The following is a 21035-nucleotide window of genomic DNA, read 5'->3' on the forward strand; positions in this document are numbered from 1 at the left end:
CGCGAATGCGGTGTGTCAGTGACAGATGAATTGACTGACCCACCGCCTTCGCGAGCAAGCCCGCTCCCACATTTAGACCCAGTTGCATCAGGTAGATAGGGTGTTGCTTTGCACTTGACCTGGCTCTTGCTTCAACCACTCAGGTCGGCTTTCAGGCCGCCGTGCTGTAGATCTTGATCTGAGACGCCCCGTTAACCACGATGGCCGAAGTGCGTGCATGCCGAGCCTAGGCGAGGCACCGAGTGGTGGGGCACAGACCTTTTGGTTACTTTTGGCTGGGCCGGCATTCCGGGCGTTTGCCAAAAGTGACCCGCTGTAAGAGCGGAACCACAGGCCGCCGTTACAAAAATAACGGATATGTACACCGAAAAACCGCTATCGCAGGCAAGCCAGTTCCCACACTGACCAGCTCCCACATTGATGTGTGGGAGCCTGCTCAATGCATCAGTTAATGCGCGGGCCACCGCCACCCGGCTGATGCGGCTGCGGTTTGTCCGGTGGCGCATCGCTGGGCAAATTCCTCGGCGGTGTGTTCGGGTCTTCGTAGTGCTTGTGCAAATCCCCATCCAGCCGATTACTCGACGAGCCACCTTTACCCGGCGTCTCCTCGAAGTGCTGCCATTCCGATTGCTGGAAGCGAAAGATACTGTCGTCGGTCGGCGTGTCGCGGCCGTGGTAGTGGTGGATTTCGTAGTGGGCGTACTCGACCTTTTCCGCCCAGTCGTTTTGCAATAAACCGTCGTTGGCCAAACCACGATACCAATCGTTTTCCGCATTGGTAGCCTTCTGCTTTTTGTTGTGGTCGACAAAGTAACCGATGATCCCACCCACCACCGCCAGCACCACGCCCACCAGGAACAACGGCCCGGTCAATGCCGCTGCCGTGCCTGCGCCGAACAGCGCCGCCGCACCGAGTACCCCGGCCGAGGCACCGAACGCGCCGCCGGCCACTTGCAGGCCGCCGGCCGCCTGGGCCAGCGGGTCTTTGCTGGCGACGCCGCTCTTGATCGCCAAGGCGCCGAGCACGATATCGGCAAAACCCCCGGCAATGTCCGTGGCCGGACCGAGCACCTTGATCACGGAACCGGCGATTTTCGCCGACTTGGACGCGCCCAACTTGGCTGCACCGGCGGCAGCCAGGCCGTCATCCAGGTGCGTGGCCAGGCCATCGGTGGCTTGCTTGACCGCCGTGTCGCCTTCGCCAAACAACTTGCCGATGCCGTCGTACTGACTGTCGGGCACGGCATCCAGGGCCGCAGAAATTTCCTTGCTGACCTTGGCGTCGACTTCGCCGCCAGGGCCAAAATCGAGCATTTTGCCGGTCACGCCTTCCTTGCCCCAGATTTCCGGCAAGGTTTTGTCCAGGCCCAGGAAGTCCACCAGGCCGCCTTTGCCGAGCGTCTCGCCGATCTTGTCACCCAGGCGTACGAAGTGGCTGGAGCCACCGGCAAAACTCAAAAAGTCCTTGGCGATGCTCATGCGCTGCGCCGGGGTTTCGCCGAGCTTGCCGCCTTTGCCCACCAGTTGGTATATCGCTGAAAACAGCGTCACACCGGCGCCCAGGGAGCCGAGAATGCCTTTGCTGTTGAGGGTGTTGAACACCTCGCCGAGCATGCCGCGATCCGCCACGGCGATGTAGGGTTTGCTCAGGGCTTTTTTAACGTCGGCTTCACTGATGGTGCCGCTGTTCTTGTAGACCTCGCCGAGTTCTTCCAGGGCCTTGGTGACGCCGGCGGATTTCTCCTTGCCTTGCAGCCCCTCGTTGAGGAATTTTTCCAGGGTTTCCTGGGTGCGGCGTGGCAGGTCGAGCAGGTTGCCCTTGAGCACGCCCTTGAGCAGGCCGAACAAGTCTTTGGTCGCCAACTCCTTGTTGTCGTCGGAGATTTTGCTCGGGTCCGAGAGGATCGCATTGAGGTCGGTGGTCAAGCCGTCGGCCTGGATATTCTGCGCGGCCTTGCTGGCGGCCTCGGGGTCGAACAGCGACAGCGAAGTCAGCGTATCGCTCAAGTCTTTTTGCGCGTCGCTGGCCTTGCCCTGGTCTTGCAGGTCTTTGAGGTACAGCACGTAATCGGGGTTGGCGGTGAGGTCGAGCAGCTTCTGCTTGACCTCATCCTTGTTCGGCAGCTTGTTGAGCGCGTCGTCCATTTTCGACTTGTAGTCGGCCTGGATGGTCGGGTCGTTGAACAGCTCGCCGATCTGCTTTTGCACGGCCTTGCCGTCGATGATGTCGTGCATGTCGGCCGAGCTCAGCTCGGTCTGCTTGTCATCCGACTCGCGCCAGGTGGTGTTGAACGGGCGTTTGGCTTCTTCGTAGCCGGTGATGCCATGGCCGTTCTGGTACGCGGCCTGGGCTTCCAGGGCGCGCACCAGCTTGGCCCGTGGGTCATCCTTGGGGATCGAACCGTCCTTGACGCCGGCGCGGTAGGTGTCGATCAGTTGGGTGGTGGCCAACTCACTGACGCTCATGGTCGGCGACTTGTCGTCCTTGGGGTCCGAATGCACGCCGGTGTCCATGTTCAGCACATCCAGGTCACCGGCTTTGGGCAGGTTGTGCTTGGTGCGAGTGTCGTCAATGGAACTGGCGCTGAAGGCTTCCCATTTGGCCAGCACGTCATCGTAGAGCTGCGGGCTCAGTTCCTTGGAGACGATGACCTTGCCTTCGCTGGTTTCATAGCGGATCAGGCCGTCGCCCAGTTCATCGGGAGAGCCGAAGGTGATGTCGGTATTTTTCAGGAAGTCATTTGGGCCGGCCAGTTTGTAGCCGGCGTCTTCACTGGTGTGGATCTTGGCCCAAGTGTCGTTGGCCGTGGCCACGCTTTTGAACAGCTCCGGGCTGACGTCTGCAGACACCACCACCTTGGTGCCGTCCTGTAGTTCGTAGGTGAGGACGCTGTCTTTCTGGTCGTTGTTCCAGCTGAAGTTCTTGTAGTCGTTGAGGCCCGGTACGGGTGTGTTGGCGTCGGCCAGGGCCGCACCGTTGTTCAGTTCGCCCTCAATCACGGCTTTTTTGCCGGGGTCGGAGTACACCGCGTTGAGGCCCGCCAGGTAGTCGAACAACTTGGGGTTGTCTTCACGGGCGACGACGACTTTTTCGCCGTTGCTTTCGTAGCGGATCAGCCCGGGGCCAACCTCGTCCACCGGGCCTGCCGCCGTGCCGCCGTAGGGTGGCCATACTTCGTTGTCGGTGGCGCGACGGTAACCGGCATCCTCACTGCTGGAAAGGCCGGTAAAACTTTCATAGGCCTCTTTGGCCTTTTGGAACGCCTCGGGGTTGTCACGCTGGCTGATCACGAACTTGCTGCCGTCCTGGGTCTCGTAGCGGATCACGCCGGGGCCGGTTTCATCCGGCGGGCCGAGGGCTTTGTAATCGGCCAGTGCACCCGGCGCCGTGCCTTCGGCGCCCAGGCTCTGATAACCGGCGTTCTGGCTGGCGACCACGCCCGAGAGTGACTTGAAGTCCTGGCTGACCTGCTTGAACAACTCCGGGCTGTCGTGCTCGCTGACGATGACCTTCTTGCCGTCCTGGGTTTCATAACGAATCAGTCCCGGGCCGACTTCATCGGGCGGGCCGATGGCCTTGTAGTCGGCCAGGGCCGCAGGCGGGGTAGCGTCCTTGGCGGCGAGTTCATAACCGTCTTTTTTGCTCGCTTCGAGCCCCGATGGCGGCTTGTCATGGGTTTCGACTTTTTTATGGGCGCTGTTCTTGAGCAACACAGCAAACGCTTCGCCCGATGTTGATGGCGTGCGCGGAAGGCTTTTGGGCTCGGACGAGCGATCAAGTGGCTGGGTCGACATGCCATGGAACTCCTGCTGTTGTTGCCGGTGGGACGGGTCGGCAAAAACAGTAACAGCAGGGTTCGGCACTCGTTGCGAAAAGTTGTGAAATGCGTTTTAGCGGTGACGCAGTGCACGTTCCATGCGCTGCAAACCCTCTTCGAGCATCGATCGTGGGCAACCGAAGTTCAGGCGCACGAATTGCTGGCTGTCATCACCGAACTCGATGCCTGCGCTCAGGCCGACCTTGGCCTGGTCCAGGAAGAACTGCTGCGGGTCGGCAAGGCCCAGGGCGCTGCAATCCAGCCAGGCAAGGTAGGTGCCTTGTGGCGCGTGCATCACCACGCCGGGCAAACGGGTTTGCACGGCGTGCAGCAGGTAGTCGCGGTTGGCTTGCAGGTACTGCACCAGCGCATCCAGCCATTCGCTGCACTGGCTGTAGGCGGCGCGGGTAGCTTCCAGGCCCAACGGGCTGACGCTGTCGACCATGCCGCAACGGGCAGAGTTGAAGCGCTCGCGCACCTCGGCATTTTGCACCACGGCAAAGCAGGTCTTCAGGCCGGCGACGTTATAGGCCTTGCTCGCGGACATCAGGGTGATGGTGCGTTGGGCGATTTCGGGGCTGAGGCTGGCGGTGGGAATATGGCGACGGCCGTCAAAGCACAGCTCGGCATGGATTTCGTCACTGATGATCAGTGCACCGTTTTCCACGCAGGCGTTGGCCACGGCTAACAGTTCTTCACGGGTAAAGACCTTGCCCACCGGGTTGTGCGGGTTGCTCAGCAGCAGCGCACCGGCACCCTTCAGCGCCTGGCGCATGGCGGGCATGGGCGTGATGTACTCGCTGCCACGCAACTCGAACGGCACTTCGATACGCGGCAGGTTCCAGTGCCCGGGTGCCAGGCGAATCGGCCGGTAGTTCGGGGTTTGCAGCACCACGGGCTGGCCCGGATTGACGAACGCATGCAGGGCCATATTGAAACCGGGCTCGACACCGGGCAGGAACAGCAACTCTTCAGGCTGTACGCGCCAGGCGTACTTGGCCCACAGGTCTGCGATGATCGCTTCGCGCACATCCGCGCCCGCTACGCTATAGCCCAGTACCTGTTGGTCGAGACGCGCATGCAGGGCTTGCAGTACGGCAGGTGGCGCGGCGATATCCATGTCGGCGATCCACATCGGCAGAACGTCTTGCGGGTAACGGTTCCACTTGGTGCTGCCGGTGCCTTGGCGGGGGTGGATCGTGTCGAAATCAAAGCTCATGGGTGGCTCGTATCAGGGAGGCAGGTGCAAGAATGGCGCTGATTCTAGCGCCATTAATTTTATAGGCCAGTGCTGATTGCCGCCGACAGTTGCCGATGTGCCTGCTCCACGGCCCGGGCGACCGCTTCTTCACCCCTCACCATGGCGCCCAGATACACAAAATCTACCGAGTGGATGCCCACCGTAGACAGGATGGTGGTCATGTAAGGTGTAAGAAAGTCCGGCTCATGCCCCTTGCGCGCATTGCCGCTGCTGACCAGCACGAAGGTGCGCCGGTCCTTGAGCAACCCGACTTTCTCGAACTGCGCATTCACGGTGAAACTGCGATGGATGCGCACCACATGGTCGATCCAGACCTTCAACGCCGCCGGCACGGTGAAGTTGTGCACCGGTGTGCAGACGATCAACAGGTCGCAGGCTTCCAGCTCGACGATCAACTGTTCCGACAAGGCCGTGGCGCTGCCACTCAAGCCGCCAGGAGTGGTGAGCGCGTTCGCGTATTCACGGGTCAGCGGCGCCAGTGTCTGGCTACCATAGTCGCGCTCGATAACCTCGGCGCCAGGCACCAGGTCGTTGAGCAGAGCACGGGCCAGCTTGAAGGTCTGTGCGGCCTTGCCGTGGGGGCTGAAGCTGAGGAGCAGGGCGCGGGTCATTGGCTCAGGTCCTGGGAAAAGTGCATGCCCCGTGGCAGCAGGCCTTGGCGAAAGTAGAAGCGCTGGGCCAGGGCCATATGCAGGCCGGTGTCCAGCACCAGGTAACGATAACCGCGTGCGCGGGTTTCTGCGCGGACCCGGTCGAGCAACTGCTCGCCCAGGCGTCGGCGCTGCAAGGTGGCGTCCACCACCAGGTCATCGACGTAGATAAACTCGCCGTACAGGGTGTTTTCGGTCAGGCGGTAGCCAGCCAGGCCAACGACCTTGCTGTGTTCGCGCGCGGCCAGCAGGTGATAGCCGTTCTGGCGTTGGCGCTGAACCTGGGCGGCGAAGCTGGCAGCGTCGGTCAGGTGCGGGCGCAGTTGCTGCATCACGGCAAAGCTTGCAACGCAGTCGGCCTCGGTTTCCATAAGGGCGAATTCGATGGGCTCATTGGTCATTGAGGTTCTCCAGGTGTGCCTTGACCGCCGCGGGTACTTTGCGAAAGCTGATGGCCACGCGGTTCAGGGCGTTCATCAAGGAAATGGCCAGGGTCAGGTCGGCGACTTCCTTGTCGTTGAACACTGCGGCCACGGCGGCGTAGTTGGCGTCCGGTACGTGGGTTTGCGCCACCTGGGTGACCACTTCGGCCCAGGCCAGGGCGGCTTGTTCACGCACGGTGAACAGCGGCAGGGCTTCATGCCAGGCGGCCAGCAGCATGATCTTTTCCAGGCTCACGCCTTGTTTGAGCAGGTCGCGGGAATGGGAGTCCAGGCAATAGGCACAGCTGTTGAGCTGCGAAACCCGCAGGTACACCAGTTCAATCAGTTCTTTCTCCAGGCCGCAGCCATGCACATAGCTGTGCACGGCGCCCAGGGCCTTGTAACCAACAGGGGCGGCGTGGCCGTAATCGAGACGGTGTTCCATGGGAGATCCTTGGGTTGCGTTAAGAGATGCGCCATTTTCGGTGGTGGCAGGGTCGCTCGACAGGGGCATGATTGGACAAGTGGGTTGGGACATGATCAGACTCCACCTTGTCGCCCTGCCGAGCCCCTTGTGATGTCGTCATTGCCCAAATATCAGGAAATCTACCGCCGCTTCCGCCTGGCCATCGACCAGGGCCAACTCTGCCCCGGTGATCGGGTGCCGTCGGTGCGCAGCCTGGCGCTGGAACTCAAGATCGCCCGCGGGACCGTGGAGGCGGCTTACCAGCTGCTGGTCAGCGAGGGTTTTTTCGAGGCGCGTGGGCAGGCGGGCACCGTGATTGCGCGAACATTGCCGCAAGTGGCGATGAAGCCCCCACCGCCTGCACCGCCGCCGACATCCGCGCCGCTAGCCTTGCAAATGGGCCAGCCGGCGCTGGATGCCTTCCCGCGCAAGCTCTGGGCGCGGCTGGTTACCCAGCAGGTACGCCGCACCGACGCCGACAGCCTGGCCATGGGCGACGTGCGCGGCGCCCTGGCGTTGCGCGTGGCGATTGCCAGTTATCTCGCGTTGTACCGGGGCGTGGAGTGCACGCCCCAACAGGTATTTATCTGTTCGGGGTATGCCGGCTCGCTGACGCTGTTGTGCGATGCACTGCAAATGGCCGGGCAGCGTTGCTGGTACGAAGACCCAGGCTACGTGCATGCACGGCAGTTGTTGATTCATCAAGGGGTTGAGCTGGTGCCGGTACCGGTCGACCGTGAAGGGCTGGATGTTGAGCAGGGCATCCAGCGTGATCGGCAGGCGCGGCTGGCGATTGTGACGCCGGCACACCAGAGCCCGCTGGGTGTGGCGTTGAGCCTGGCGCGGCGCCAGGCCTTGCTGGCCTGGGCACAAGCGCAGGGCAGTTGGGTGCTGGAGGATGATTACGACAGTGAGTTTCGCTACCAGGGCCAGCCATTGGCGGCGCTCAAGAGCCAGGATGTGCACGACCGGGTGATCCATGCCGGGAGCTTCAGCAAAATGCTGTTTCCGGGCTTGCGCCTGGGCTATCTGGTGGTGCCGGCGGCATTGGTGGAGGTGTTTGGGCGCAGCGCCGAGGCCTTGCAGCAGCGCGGTGCGCAGTTGTTGCAACTGACGGCGGCGGATTTTCTCGAGCAGGGCCACTTCACCCGGCATTTGAAGAAGATGCGTCAGTTGTATGCGCTGCGAAGGGGCTTTTTGGTGGCGGCGTTGCAACTGCATTGCGCGGATTTTTTACGCGTGGATGAACAGGCCGGGGGGATTAACCTGTTGGCGCGGTTGCTGGTGCCTGTTGCGGATCGCGTGGTTGCCGAAGCCGCCAATGAGGCGGGGTTGGCGGTTAACGCCTTGTCGTCCTGGACCCTTGAGCCGGGAGGTGGGCAGGGTTTGTTGATGGGCTTTACCAATGTGGCAACGGCGGAACAGGCCAATGAGCTGGGATTGAGTCTGTTGCATATACTGCGGGTATGTCACCCGTAAAATGTGGGAGCCGGCTTTTTTGGGGGCGCTTCGCACCCCAGCGCAAGCAAGCTTGCTCGCCACAGCAAGCCCGCCCACACAGTTAGATCGTGTTCAGCTTTAAACCGTCAGGGTTTTACGGGGGTTGGCAAGGTTACAAGGTTGACATAGCCATCCCAGAATTTCTGCTGATCGACGCCAAACACCACCTTGGCTTTTTGCGTGCCCACCGGCGCGCCTTTTTTGTAGCCCAGCGCCCGGCCGTAGTCGGCGCCGAACGTGGCGTCCACATCCACCCACAGGTCGCGAGATTCAGTCACGATCTGCGGGCTCACCAGAAACAGCGCCGGCAAGCTGTCCCAGGTAAAGCTGTGGTAGTTCGGGTCTTTGTCGAACAGTGGCCCGAATTCGTGTGTGTAGAGGTCGGCAATCGCGCCCTTGTGGGCTATCACGCGCTGGTACACCGATTTGTCGAAGGTGACTTTCTCACACACATCGTTGGGGAAAATCACGTGCTCGATGGGTGAGCGCAACACAATCTTCGCGGCCTCCGGGTCGAACCACCAGTTGAATTCCGCCGCTGGCGTGGTGTTGCCCGGAATCTCCAGGGCACCGCCCATGTACACGATGCGCTTGATCAGCGGCACGATGTCCGGCGCCGAGCGAATCGCCAGGGCGATGTTGGTCAGCGGGCCGACGGCCAGAATCGTCACCTGGTGTGGGTTGGCCCTGACGCTTTGTACGATGAACTGCGCGGCGGTTTCACTGCGCAGTTGGGTGTGCTTCGCCAGGCCATCCGGTGGCGCGACCAGCTGCGAGGGCAATGTCGGGCGCGGGTTTTTGAACGCGCCCGGCCAGCCCGAACCAAACAAGGCTTTTTCCGCTTCGTAAGTGGCGTAGTCATGCAGCAACGGGTAGGCGGCGCCGGAGTAGACGCCGACCTGTTTTTCCACGCCCATGCGCTCTACCGCCTTAAGGGCGTCGACCTGTTCCTGGTCGACCCAGGCATTGCCGCTGACCAGCGTCATGCCCAGCAGCTCGATGCGTTTTTGCGCGTGCAACTGCGCGAGCATGATAAAGGCCTGGCCGTCATCATTGAGCACGTTGAAGTCGGTGTCGAAGATGACTTTTTCCGGCGCGGGTTGCGCTGCCTGCGCAGTACCGGCACACAGGCCGACGGCGACAAGCAACGCGCAGCTTTTAAGAAAACCTTGCATGGTGATTCATCCGCAGAAAATTGTTGTTGTTAACGGTTCACCAGTTTCGCCGGCAAGGCGATGACCAGGAAGCTGCTGAGGATCAGGCAGCCGGCGAAAAACCACAAGGCACCCGCACTGCTGCCGGTGACGTCGATCGCAACCCCCATCAACGAGTTGCTGACCAGGCCTGCGATATTCGCCACCGAACAGGCCAGGGCAAAGCCGGTCGCCGCTGCGGTGCCTTTGAGGAAGGTTGCCGGCAGGCTGAAAAACACCGGCACGGCGCCGATGATCGCAGCTGACGCGATGGCGAACAACAACACGGTGGCGACCACGCTGTGGGTAAAGAACGTGCTGGTAGCCATCGCCGCTGCGCCGATGAAGAACGGCACGATGATGTGCCAGCGGCGTTCGCGGTGTTTGTCGGAGCTGGCGCCGATCAGCAGCATGCCCAGCAATGCCGCAACGCTTGGCAATGCAGTGAGCACGCCGATGTGGAAGGTGTCGGTCACCCCGGCATTGCGAATGAAAGTCGGCATCCAGAAACCCATGGCATAGGCGCTGAGCAAGATCGAAAAGTCGATACCGCCGAGCATCCACACCTTGAGGTTGAAGAAGCCGTCACGGAAGCTGTGCTTGCTGCCGGTGGCGTCGGCGTCGTCCTTGCGCAGTTCGCTTTCCAGCAAGGCTTTTTCTTCGTCCGACAGCCATTTGGCCTGCTGAAAGGAATTGGGCAAGGCCCAGAAGGTCAGCACGCCAAGCAGGACGCTGGGCACCGCTTCGATCAGGAACAGCCATTGCCAGCCACGCAGGCCGCCCATGTTGTCGAAGTGGCCCATGATCCAGCCCGACAGCGGGCCGCCGATCACGCTGGAGAGCGGCAAGCCGATCATGAACAGCGCGATGATGCGCCCGCGTCGGTGCGTCGGGAACCAGGTGGTCAGGTAATACAAGACGCCCGGCAAAAAGCCCGCTTCGGCGGCGCCGAGTAGAAAGCGCAGGATGTAGAACTGGGTGGTGGAGGTGACCAGCATGGTGCAGGCCGAGAGCAGGCCCCAGGTGATCATGATGCGCGCGATCCAGATCTTCGCGCCGACCCGTTCAAGTACCAGGTTGCTGGGCACTTCAAAGATGATATAGCCGACGAAAAACAACCCGGCACCGAGGCCGAACGCGGTTTCGCTGAAGTGCAACTGGTCGAGCATCTGCAACTTGGCGAAGCCGATGTTGATGCGGTCCAGGTAGGCGGCCAGGTAGCAGAAACACAGGAACGGAATCAGCTTCCAGGTGATCTTGTGGTAGAGCGTGGTAACGGGGTCGGCGACCGTGGTCGCGGGCGCTGCATTCGCAATGGGCATTGGGGTGTCTCCTGGCGGTGACTTATGGTTTTTATACAGCCGCTTTTTTCCAGCACTTCGGAGTGCTGTAAAAGCGACATCCAAAGGCAGTGTCAGAAGATTGAGGTGTCCCTGTTGGAGGTGATCAAGTGTGGGAGCGGGCTTGCTCGCGAAAGCGGTGTATCAGGTGCCATCTCTATGACTGACACATTGCCTTCGCGAGCAAGCCCGCTCCCACATTCAATTGCATTCCAAGCTGGGGCGCTCAGTTTTTCCGGACCACGCTCTTTGTCGTGGTTCCTATTGAATCCTTATTGCTCCCTGAACTTGCTCATCGCCTCCTGCTTGCTCACCACGTCGCCATACTTGCTATCAATATCAAACAAGTTGGCTGCATGGGGCGCCGGGTGTCGGTCGCCGACGCATTCGCGCACGACGATGGTGCGAAACCCATGCTGCACCGCATCCACCGCCGTGGCGCGGATGCAGCCGCTGGTGGAACAGCCGGCCAGCACCACAGTGTCGATGCCTTGGGCGTGCAGCATCGGGGCCAGGCTGCTGCCGAAAAACGCACTGGCGTATTGCTTGGTGATCACCACTTCATCCGCCTGCGGAAACACCTCGGGGCAGAACGCCGCGAGCGGGTTGCCCTCGACCATGTCTTTCATCACCGGCGCCTTCTTGACCCAGATACCGCCGTCGGCGAAATGGCCGGGATGGTAGCGGATATTGGTGTGCACCACCGTAATCCCGTGCCGGCGAGCAGTGGCCAGCAACTCGACGCTTTCGGCCACGGCCACCACCACTTCGGGGGCATACAGCGGCGCGCCTTCGCTGGTGTAACCCTGCATAAAGTCGATCATCAGCAGCGCGGATTTTTTGCCGAAGCCGATGCGATTGCCCCAGACACCCTGATAATTGGCGTCGGCGGATTGTTCACTCATTCTTTCAACCCTCATTTTTGTGTGGCGAGCGAGCGTGTAGTGATGAGCGAGCTTATGTGGCGAGCGAGCTTGCTCGCGCTGGAGTGCGCAGCGCTCCCGCTTTTTTGGGGCCGCTTCGCAGCCCAGCGCGAGCAAGCTCGCTCGCCACAACAAGCTCATTCACCACATAAGCTCATTCGCCAAAAGTGTCAGTAAGCGCCAGAGAGCAGGGCACCGGCGCCGGGCACGATAGGTTCCAGGTCCAACGCCTTGAGCATCGCGTAGGTGGTGGCGATGGCGGCGGTGAGCACCGGTTTGCCGGTTTGTGCTTCAACCTTGGCCACCACCGGCAGCGACTGCATCTGCACACAGGCGGAGAGCACAATCACGTCCACACCTTCCAGGTTCATGCCGGCGACGATGGCCGGCAGGTTGGCCGGGTCGTGGCGCGCGACTTCGAGGTTGTCGGGGATCTCCAGGGCGCGCCAGTCCACCACCTCAAAGCCTTCTTCGCGGATGTAGTTCACCACCAGCTCGGTCAGCGGCTTCATATACGGCGCGACGATGGCGATGCGCTTGGCGCCCATCACTTTCAAGCCTTCGATCAAGGCGCCGGCGCTGGTGATCACCGGGGCGTTGGCGTCGTTGTCAGCGGTGGCTTTACGCAGGCGCTGTTCGGAGTTGCGGTGGTAACCCAGGCCCATGGCCATGATCGCCACCAGGCAGGCATAACCCAGCACATCGACCTTGGCATCGGACAGCTCGATGGCGCAGCGGTCGGACTCGCCGTCCATGGCCGCCAGTTCTTCCTTGCGCACCTGCTTCATGCGCATGCGGCTGGAGTGGAAGGTAAAGCGTTCGGGGCGGATCGCCTGGCGCGCGTTAAGCATCGCCGGGATCTCGGTTTCCATGGTGGTGTTCGAACTCGGCACGATCTGGCCGATGCGGTAAGGCTTGAGCATGGTGGTTCCCTTATTGTTGTGTGAGGAAGCCGTCGAGGGCGGTAAAAAAGCCCTCAAGGTCATCCCAAGGAATCATGTGCCCGGCGTTCGGCACGCGGGCGACCCGGATAGCCGGTTGCAGGTCCTGGATTTCGGCGATGTCTTCATCCAGGATCACCCCGCCGCGCCCGGCCACCATCAACAGGGCAGGGGCCTGAAGCTTGGGCAGGTGCTGGTGGAAGTCGACCGTGTGGAAGTCATTGAAGGCGCGCACGATGGCGGGCTCATAACAGGTGTGCAGCCATTCGGCGCGCAGCTGCAGTTGCTCGACGGTCCAGGTGGCGCAGAAAGAGCGCATCGCATCAGCGTCCATGCCGACCAGCGATTGGCGGATCGAGTCGACGTACCACGGCAATTTGCTCGGGTATTCACGGCGGCCGGGGCCGGACACTGGCGGATCGATCAGCACCACGCGGTTCACGCCTTGGGGATGCTTGACCGCGCTGTGCACGGCAAACCGTGCGCCCATGGAATGGCCGACCAGGTGGTAGCTATCCAGACCAAGTGCATCGGCAAACGCGCCAATATCCTCGGCGCAGGTGTCTGCGCTGTAGTCCAGTTCCGGCCCGGTGGACGACAACCCGCGCCCGCGCACATCCAGCACGTAGGTGTCGAACTGTGCGCCAAGGCGCTCAGCCACAAAACCCCAGGTAATCGCCGGGCTGGTGATGCCCGGGATCAAAATCAGCGCCGGGCCTTTGCCGCCGTAGCGCAGGTAGTGCTGGCGAATGCCATTGGCTTGCACATTGGCGCCATACAGGAAGGTGCTCACGCGGCCACCCCCGATTTCAGTTCCTGGGCGTACAGGTCATAACCGTAGACCCAGGCCGGGTCTTCCTGGGTGCGCAGCCAGGTGTTGGCATTGGACACCGCTTGTACGCGGGACGCGCGTTCCTTGCGGTTGGCTTCGTAGAGCTGGAACGCCGTGCGGTAGTCGCTGATGCCGGTTTCCTGCAGGCAGCGGGTGAGCATGGCCGCGTCTTCAATGGCCATGCCGGCACCCTGGGCCATATGCGGTTTCATCGGGTGGCAAGCGTCGCCCAGCAACACCAGGCGGCCACGGCTCCACAGCGGCAACGGGTTACGGTTGCGCAACGGCCATTTGGTCACGCTTTCGGTGGACTCGATCAGCGCCTGCACGGTGGGGTGGTAGCCCTTGAAGGCGTCGAACATCTCTTCGCGGCTGCTGTCCACGAACGCGCCCTGGAAGTCCCATTCGGCATGGGGCACGCCGGTCACGTAGTAGTACTCGTCGCGTTTGCCGGTGGTGTAGTAGACCATCATGTGGCGGTCCTCGGTCCACCACTTGATGCAATCTTCGAACTTCAAGTCGTACTTGGCCAACTGGTCGCCACGGATCAGCGCGCGGTGCGCGACCCAGCCGCTGTACAACGGTTTCTCCACGCCGAGCAGCTCTTCACGGATCCTGGAGTTGATGCCATCGGCACCGATCACGATGTCGGCGTAGGTCACTTCGCCGTCGGCAAAGGTCAGGCGCACCTGGGTGTCGGTTTCTTCGAGGGTTTCCAGGCGCTTGTTGAAGTGCAGGGTGCCGGGCTTGAGGGTCGACATCTGCAATGCATGCAAGTCGCCACGGTGCACGGTGATGTAGGAAGCGCCGTAGCCGGTGAGTGGAATACGCGAGAGGTAGTCACCGCTTTCGCCGCAACGGCTGAACCAGTGCTCGGGGTGCGAGCCCATCAGGTCCAGCTGTTTTTCGATGCCCATGCGGCGGAAGATTTTCATGATGTTAGGCCCCATGTGGATGCCTGCACCCAAGCGGGAAAACTCCGGCGCCTGTTCATAGATATCGACATCGAAACCGGCTTGTTGCAGCAGGGTGGCTGCCGCCGCACCGCCCAGGCCGGCACCGACGATGGCGATTTTTTGTGTGCTTCCCATGGGGCGTGAACCTCTCTCTTTTTGATTTTCGGCGGCATCTGTCCGCAAGGTTTTTAAAGTGTATACGCTCATTTTTTAAAATGGGAAGCCCGCTTCCACAATTTTATTTTTTGGCCATATTTATCCTGTGTAACGGTTTATAGCCTTTATTTGTTGTGGTTGTGTGGTTTGGTAACGTTTTGGTGTGCTACTTGCAGTTCGTCTTCAATTCGGGTCTTATCGTTATTAATTGGCGTACACACTATAAAAATGCACTAGGGTGAAGCGCAGTGCTTGAACTTGGTGCAGCCCCACAGGAGACAGGAAAATGCCGGTAAGCGATTGCGAACTGACCCAGATGTTTGAACACGTGTTGAAACTGTCGAAGGTCGACCCGACCCAGAGCGTCGCCGTGCTCAAGAGCCATTACTCGGACCCGCGTACCGTGCGTGCTGCGATGGACGCGGCGCAGCGCCTGGGGGCCAAGGTGTATGCGGTGGAACTGCCGTCGTTCAACCACCCCAAGGCCATGGGTAACGACATGACCGCCTACTGTGGCGACACCGCGCTCACCGGCAATATCGCGGCCCAGCGCGCGTTGGAGGCCGCCGACCTGATCGTCGACACCATGATGCTGCTGCACTCGCCGGAGCAGGAGCAGATCCTCAAGACCGGCACGCGCATCCTGCTGGCCGTGGAGCCGCCGGAAGTGTTGGCGCGCATGCTGCCCACCGAAGCCGACAAGGTGCGCGTGCTGGCGGCTGAGCAGTTGCTGAAGAAGGCGCGCTCGATCCACGTCAAGTCCCGCGCCGGCAGTGATTTCCGCGCAGCGCTGGGCCAATATCCGTCGGTCACCGAATACGGATTTGCCGATGAGCCTGGGCGCTGGGACCACTGGCCGAGTGGTTTCCTGTTCTCCTGGCCCAACGAAGAAACCGCCGAGGGCGTGCTGGTGCTGGATATCGGCGACATCCTGCTGCCGTTCAAGACCTACACCCGCGAGAAGATCACCCTGGAGATCGAGAAGGGCTTTATCACCAGGATCCACGGTGGTTTCGAGGCCGAGTACTTGCGCGATTACATGAAGTATTTCAATGACCCGGAGGTGTACGGCATCTCCCATATCGGCTGGGGCTTGCAGCCAAAGGCGCAGTGGACGGCCATGGGTTTGCACGACAAAAACGACGGCATGTGCATGGATGCGCGGGCCTTCTACGGCAACTTCCTGTTCTCCACCGGGCCGAATACCGAAGTGGGCGGCACGCGCAAGACGCCGTGCCATATGGATATTCCGCTGCGTAATTGTGATGTGTACCTGGATGATGAGGCGGTGGTGATTGGCGGCGATGTCGTTGCACCACCAGCCTCCCTGGCACACTAAAGAGCCAAATGTGGGAGCGGGCTTGCTCGCGAATGCGTCTTTTCAGTCAACATCTTCGGTGACTGACACACCGCATTCGCGAGCAAGCCCGCTCCCACAATGTGAATGTGTTTCTTCAGCTAGATCCTTGAGTGATTCGCACATCCCCGCCATCATGCCCACCATCGCCAATCACCCACCGAGCCACGCCGTGCCTGATTCCTACGTTTTCTCTGAACAAGTTGGCCACCTGCTGCGCAAGGCCTACCAGCGCCACCTGGCGATCTTTCAGCAGAATGTCGGCGACTCGCAGCTCACCGCCGTGCAGTTCGTCACCCTGTGTGCGCTGCGCGATCAGGGTGCAAGTTCACTCACCGAACTGGTCAAGGCCACGGCCGTCGACCAGGCGACCATTCGCGGTATCGTCGAGCGGCTCAAGGCCAAGGAACTGATTAGCCTGGAGCCGGACCCTCAGGACAAGCGCAAGGTGGTGGTCGATTTATCTGCTGCCGGCGCCGAACTGGTCGCGCAAACCGCGCCGCGCGCTGCGCAGATCAGCGAACTGACCATGAGCAACCTCAACCCGGCAGAACGGGTGGCGATGCTGTTCCTGCTGCGCAAAATGATCGACGACCCGCAGGAATAAACCGGCGCTGGCATTGTTTTTGCTCTGAGTTCATGTAGTAGTCACTTCACGTGTCAAGTGTGTCGCGAGGCCCCAACTGCGCGACGCTTTTTTTTGACTGTTTGGTGTAGTGGTTGCTTCATCAACTGATGCAGGCGAAGCGAATGATCAGCCCACTTATCACGGTTGCCCTCAAGGTCAACGGCCAGATCCGCGAAGTCAGTGCCATGGCGGATACGCCGTTGCTGTTGGTGCTGCGCAATGATCTACAACTCAACGGCCCCAAGTACGGCTGCGGCCTGGGCGAGTGCGGCGCGTGTACCGTGATCATCGATGGCGTGGCGGCGCGGTCGTGCGTATTTCCGCTGGCGGGTGCAACCGGGCGCGAGATGGTCACCCTTGAAGGGCTCGGCACACGCCAGGCGCCGCACCCGGTGCAGCAAGCCTTTATCGATGAGCAGGCGGCGCAGTGCGGTTATTGCCTCAACGGCATGATCATGACCGCCAAGGCTTTGCTCGACCGCAACCCCAACCCCAGCGAAGCCCAGGTGCGCAATGAACTGTCGGGCAACCTGTGCCGCTGCGGCACCCATATCGAAATCCTGCGCGCCGTGCTGCGTGCCGCGCACCTCTTGAGCGTGGAGGGCCGACCATGACTGATATGTCCCGTGACCAATGGCTGGCCAAGACCGGCGTGTTGCTGATTGTCGATGATGTGCTGCCACCTTCAGGCCCGGTAGCCAAGGGCGGCACACCGACCGTGAAACCCAAGGAATTGGGACTGTTCATTGTGGTGAACGATGACGGCCTGGTCTATGCCTTTAACGGCCATGTGGACCTGGGCACCGGCATTCGCACCTCGCTGGCGCAGATTGTGGCCGAGGAGCTGGATCTGAACATGGATCAGGTCAAGATGGTGCTGGGCGATACCGAGCGTGCGCCCAACCAGGGCGCCACCATCGCCAGTGCGACCTTGCAGATTTCGGCGATCCCGCTGCGTAACGCGGCCGCTGAAGCACGGCGTTTTTTGCTCGCGCGCGCAGCAGGACGCTGGGGTGTGAGCACGGGCAGCCTCAAGGTTGACGCCGGGGTCGTGCATGCCGCCGACGGGCGCACCACCACCTACGGCGAACTGGTCAGCGGCCAGCATGATCAGTTGCGCATCAGTGGTGGCGCGCCGTTAAAGCCTGTCGAGGATTACCGCCTGGTAGGCAAGGGCGCCGCGCGCGTGGATATCCCCGGCAAGGCCACCGGCGAGCTGACGTACGTACACGACATGCGTGTGCCGGACATGCTCCATGGCCGCGTGGTACGCCCACCGTATGCCGGGCTCGACTGCGGCGATTTTGTCGGCAACAGCTTGCTGAGTGTGGATGAGGCGTCCATCGCGCATATCCCCGGCATCGTCGCGGTGGTGGTGATTCGCGATTTTGTCGGCGTAGTGGCGTTGCGCGAAGAACAGGCGATCAAGGCCGCCCACGCACTCCAGGTGCACTGGAAACCGTGGAACAACGCTTTGCCGGACATGAGCGATGTCGAGCAAGCCATCCGCGACAACCCACGGGTACGCCGCACGGTAGTCGACCAGGGCAATGTCGACGAAGCCTTGGCGGGCGCGAGCCAGCGCATGCCGCGCAGCTATTTGTGGCCGTACCAGATGCATGGCTCGATCGGGCCTTCGTGCGGTGTGGCGGATTATCAGGCAAGCGGCAGCCGCGTATGGTCCGGCAGCCAGAACCCGCATCTGTTGCGTGCAGACCTTGCGTGGTTGCTGGAGTGCGACGAAGCACTGATCGACGTGATCCGCATGGAAGCCGCCGGCTGTTACGGGCGTAACTGTGCGGACGATGTGTGCGCCGATGCCTTGCTGCTGTCACGCGCGGTGGGCAAGCCGGTGCGGGTGCAGCTGACCCGTGAACAGGAACACCTGTGGGAACCCAAGGGCACCGCGCAGTTGATGGATGTGGACGGCGGGCTCAACGCTGACGGAAGCATTGCCGCGTATGACTTTGAAACCAGTTACCCGTCCAACGGCGCGCCGACCCTGGCGCTGTTGCTCACTGGCCGCGTCGAGCCGGTGGCGGCGATGTTCGAGATGGGCGACCGCACCTCGATCCCGCCCTACGCCATCGACAATATGCGCGTGACCATCAACGACATGGCACCCATCGTGCGTGCCTCGTGGATGCGCGGCGTATCGGCGTTGCCCAACACCTTTGCGCATGAATCCTATATCGACGAACTCGCGTTTGCCGCCGGCGTCGATCCGGTGGAATACCGCCTGCGTTACCTTAAGGACGAGCGCGCCATCGAGCTGGTCAAATCCACCGCCGAACGTGCCAACTGGTCACCGCGCACGGCGCCGATGCAAACTGCCAACGAGGACCACCTGTTGCGCGGTCGCGGCTTTGCCTATGCGCGCTATATCCACAGTAAGTTCCCCGGTTTCGGCGCGGCGTGGGCGGCGTGGGTGGCGGATGTAGCGATCGACAAACACACCGGCGATGTGTCGGTGACGCGCGTGGTGATCGGCCATGACTCGGGGATGATGATCAACCCGGCGGGCGTGCAGCACCAGATCCACGGCAATGTGATTCAGTCCACCAGCCGTGTGCTCAAGGAGCGGGTGACCTTTGAGGAGTCGACGGTGGCGAGCAAGGAGTGGGGCGGCTACCCGATCCTGACCTTCCCCGAAGTGCCCAGGATCGACGTGCTGATGATGCCGCGCCAGGACCAGCCGCCCATGGGCGCCGGCGAGTCGGCTTCGGTGCCGAGTGCGGCGGCGATTGCCAATGCGATCTATGACGCCACCGGTATTCGCTTTCGCGAGCTGCCGATTACGCCGGAACGGGTGTTGGCGGCGCTGAATGCGGGCACCCTTGGGGAGCCTGCCAAGTCGCCGGAAAAACGCAGGAAGTGGTGGTTCGGTGCGGTTTTTGCCACCTTGGGCGCAGTGCTGGCCACGGCCTGGCCGTTTCACCCTGAAATCGCACCGATTGCGCCGCCCGGCGCGGGCACCTGGTCCAAGGCCACCCTGGAACGCGGGCGCTTGCTGGCGGCGGTCGGTGATTGCGCGGTGTGCCATACCGCGCCGGGTGGCGCCGTGAATGCCGGTGGCCTGGCCATGCAAACGCCGTTCGGCACGCTGTACAGCAGCAATATCACGCCAGACGTGAAAACCGGTATCGGCGCCTGGTCATACACGGCATTCGAGCGGGCGATGCGTGACGGTATTGGCCGTGACGGGCGCAATCTGTACCCGGCGTTTCCGTATACGGCATTTCGCAATATCAATGAGGCGGACATGCAGGCGCTGTATGCCTACCTGATGTCCCAGGCGCCGGTCAGCCAGGCACCGACGCCGAATGCCATGCGCTTTCCGTTCAATATCCGGGCGCTGATGGCCGGCTGGAATGCGCTGAACCTGCGCCGGGGTGAAATCACTCCGCAGCCTGAGCGCAGTGAGCAATGGAATCGCGGCAATTACCTGGTCAATGGCCTTGGGCACTGCGCCGCGTGCCATTCGCCGCGCAACCTGATGGGGGCGGAGAAGGGCGGTAAATCCTTTCTGGCCGGGGGCATGGTTGATGGCTGGGAGGCGCCGGCGTTGACGGGCTTGTCCAAGGCGCCGACGCCTTGGACCGAAGATCAATTATTTACCTACCTGAGTACCGGCTATTCCGATGCCCATGGCGTGGCGGCAGGCCCGATGGGGCCGGTGGTGAGTGAATTGTCAAAGCTGCCCAAGGCCGATATTCGTGCGATGGCGGTATACCTGGCGTCGCTCAATGGCGAGGCAACTGCCGAGGCGCAAGTTGTGGTCGCGGCCGTTCCGAACCCGGATGGCCGACGTGTATTCGAAGGTTCATGTAAAGCCTGTCATGCTGATGGCCTGGGGCCGAAGCTGTTTGGGGTAAGCCCGTCGTTGGCGACCAATACCAATGTGTTCAGCGACCAGCCGGATAATTTGATCAAGGTGGTTTTACAAGGGATCAGCAGCCCGGCGACCCGGGACTTGGGGTATATGCCGGGGTTCAAGGACAGCCTGTCGAATGGCCAGGTGGCGGATCTGGTTGACTACTTGCGCACGCGCTTTGCACCGAATGCGCCGCAATGGAAAGGCCTGGAACAAAAGGTCGCGCACTTGCGCGCTAACCCGGGCACGCATTGACTGGACACGGTTAAAACTGTGGGAGCTGGCTTGCCTGCGATAGCGGTTTGTCGGTGTACATATCCATTTCTGCGGTAACGGCTTCTATTGGTTGCGCTCTTACAGCGGGTCACTTTTGCAAGGACCGGAATGCCGGCCCAGTCAAAAGTAACCAAAAGGTCCTCGCCCCACCACTCGGCACCTCGCTTGGGCTCGGTGTGCCAGAACGAAGGCTTGAATCCGTGGGCCGCCGCGCTGGGCCATCCTTGGCCCAGCGCGGCTAACCCGGCGTCTCAGATCAAAAGCAGATCAAGATCAAGATCTACAGCACGGCGGCCTGTAAGCCGACCTGAGTGGTTGAAGCAAGAGCCAGATCAAGTGCAAGGCAAAAGCCTGTCTACCTGATGCAACGCAGTCTAATTGTGGGAGCGGGCTTGCTCGCGAATGCGGTGTGTCAGAGACAGATGAATTGACTGACCCACCG

Annotated in this window: 16 protein-coding genes; 5 read left to right on the forward strand and 11 right to left on the reverse strand. The window is 61.3% G+C overall.

Features of this window, described 5'->3' with window-relative positions; genetic code table 11:
• Window positions 1–444: 444 nt before the first annotated feature.
• The 5 genes from ACTD9P_RS25235 to ACTD9P_RS25255 form a co-directional block, all read right to left on the reverse strand.
• Entirely contained in the window at window positions 445–3795 is a 3351-nt protein-coding gene (locus ACTD9P_RS25235) for a hypothetical protein (protein ID WP_438869821.1), read from the reverse strand.
• A gap of 96 nt (window positions 3796–3891) precedes the next feature.
• The gene (locus ACTD9P_RS25240) at window positions 3892–5037 is read right to left on the reverse strand and encodes a MalY/PatB family protein (RefSeq protein ID WP_438869822.1); all 1146 of its coding nucleotides are present in this window, start codon (window positions 5035–5037) and stop codon (window positions 3892–3894) included.
• Between the two features lie 59 nt (window positions 5038–5096).
• Window positions 5097–5690, reverse strand: coding sequence for an FMN-dependent NADH-azoreductase (locus tag ACTD9P_RS25245; protein ID WP_438869823.1), 594 nt, complete (start codon window positions 5688–5690; stop codon window positions 5097–5099).
• Window positions 5687–6130, reverse strand: coding sequence for a GNAT family N-acetyltransferase (locus ACTD9P_RS25250; protein ID WP_438869824.1), 444 nt, complete (start codon window positions 6128–6130; stop codon window positions 5687–5689). The genes ACTD9P_RS25245 and ACTD9P_RS25250 overlap by 4 nt, the downstream gene beginning before the upstream one ends.
• The gene (locus tag ACTD9P_RS25255; RefSeq protein ID WP_438869825.1) at window positions 6120–6596 is read right to left on the reverse strand and encodes a carboxymuconolactone decarboxylase family protein; all 477 of its coding nucleotides are present in this window, start codon (window positions 6594–6596) and stop codon (window positions 6120–6122) included. The genes ACTD9P_RS25250 and ACTD9P_RS25255 overlap by 11 nt, the downstream gene beginning before the upstream one ends.
• Before the next feature lie 132 nt (window positions 6597–6728).
• On the opposite strand from ACTD9P_RS25255, the gene pdxR reads away from it, so the two are divergent.
• Window positions 6729–8096, forward strand: coding sequence for a MocR-like pyridoxine biosynthesis transcription factor PdxR (gene pdxR / locus ACTD9P_RS25260; protein WP_438869826.1), 1368 nt, complete (start codon window positions 6729–6731; stop codon window positions 8094–8096).
• A 107-nt stretch (window positions 8097–8203) separates the two neighbouring features.
• Here pdxR and ACTD9P_RS25265 read toward each other — a convergent pair whose 3' ends face one another.
• The 6 genes from ACTD9P_RS25265 to ACTD9P_RS25290 all read right to left on the reverse strand — a co-directional run bounded on the left by ACTD9P_RS25265 (window position 8204) and on the right by ACTD9P_RS25290 (window position 14437).
• Window positions 8204–9292: a nucleoside hydrolase gene (locus ACTD9P_RS25265; RefSeq protein ID WP_438869827.1), complete on the reverse strand. Its 1089-nt coding sequence runs from the start codon at window positions 9290–9292 to the stop codon at window positions 8204–8206.
• A gap of 29 nt (window positions 9293–9321) precedes the next feature.
• Window positions 9322–10632 (reverse strand): MFS transporter, encoded by a 1311-nt coding sequence (locus ACTD9P_RS25270; protein ID WP_438869828.1) that lies wholly within the window; start codon window positions 10630–10632, stop codon window positions 9322–9324.
• A 290-nt stretch (window positions 10633–10922) separates the two neighbouring features.
• Window positions 10923–11555 (reverse strand): N-carbamoylsarcosine amidohydrolase, encoded by a 633-nt coding sequence (locus ACTD9P_RS25275; protein WP_438869829.1) that lies wholly within the window; start codon window positions 11553–11555, stop codon window positions 10923–10925.
• Between the two features lie 188 nt (window positions 11556–11743).
• The gene (locus ACTD9P_RS25280) at window positions 11744–12496 is read right to left on the reverse strand and encodes a maleate cis-trans isomerase family protein (protein ID WP_219267038.1); all 753 of its coding nucleotides are present in this window, start codon (window positions 12494–12496) and stop codon (window positions 11744–11746) included.
• Window positions 12497–12506: 10 nt separating this feature from the next.
• A complete protein-coding gene (locus ACTD9P_RS25285; RefSeq protein ID WP_438869830.1) occupies window positions 12507–13307 on the reverse strand; it encodes an alpha/beta fold hydrolase in 801 nt (266 codons plus the stop codon).
• Window positions 13304–14437, reverse strand: a complete 1134-nt coding sequence (locus ACTD9P_RS25290; protein ID WP_099549879.1) for an FAD-dependent monooxygenase — start codon at window positions 14435–14437, stop codon at window positions 13304–13306. The genes ACTD9P_RS25285 and ACTD9P_RS25290 overlap by 4 nt, the downstream gene beginning before the upstream one ends.
• Before the next feature lie 307 nt (window positions 14438–14744).
• On the opposite strand from ACTD9P_RS25290, the gene ACTD9P_RS25295 reads away from it, so the two are divergent.
• The 4 genes from ACTD9P_RS25295 to ACTD9P_RS25310 all read left to right on the forward strand — a co-directional run bounded on the left by ACTD9P_RS25295 (window position 14745) and on the right by ACTD9P_RS25310 (window position 20572).
• Complete coding sequence (locus ACTD9P_RS25295; RefSeq protein ID WP_138817536.1) at window positions 14745–15797, forward strand: 2,5-dihydroxypyridine 5,6-dioxygenase; 1053 nt, start codon at window positions 14745–14747, stop codon at window positions 15795–15797.
• Between the two features lie 190 nt (window positions 15798–15987).
• A complete protein-coding gene (locus ACTD9P_RS25300; RefSeq protein ID WP_438869833.1) occupies window positions 15988–16422 on the forward strand; it encodes a MarR family winged helix-turn-helix transcriptional regulator in 435 nt (144 codons plus the stop codon).
• A 143-nt stretch (window positions 16423–16565) separates the two neighbouring features.
• Window positions 16566–17057, forward strand: a complete 492-nt coding sequence (locus ACTD9P_RS25305) for a (2Fe-2S)-binding protein (RefSeq protein WP_438869831.1) — start codon at window positions 16566–16568, stop codon at window positions 17055–17057.
• Window positions 17054–20572, forward strand: coding sequence for a molybdopterin cofactor-binding domain-containing protein (locus ACTD9P_RS25310; RefSeq protein ID WP_438869832.1), 3519 nt, complete (start codon window positions 17054–17056; stop codon window positions 20570–20572). The genes ACTD9P_RS25305 and ACTD9P_RS25310 overlap by 4 nt, the downstream gene beginning before the upstream one ends.
• Window positions 20573–21035 lie beyond the last annotated feature (463 nt).

The sequence above is a fragment of the Pseudomonas onubensis genome, from assembly GCF_965653655.1.
In the GTDB taxonomy this organism is placed as follows: Bacteria; Pseudomonadota; Gammaproteobacteria; order Pseudomonadales; family Pseudomonadaceae; genus Aquipseudomonas.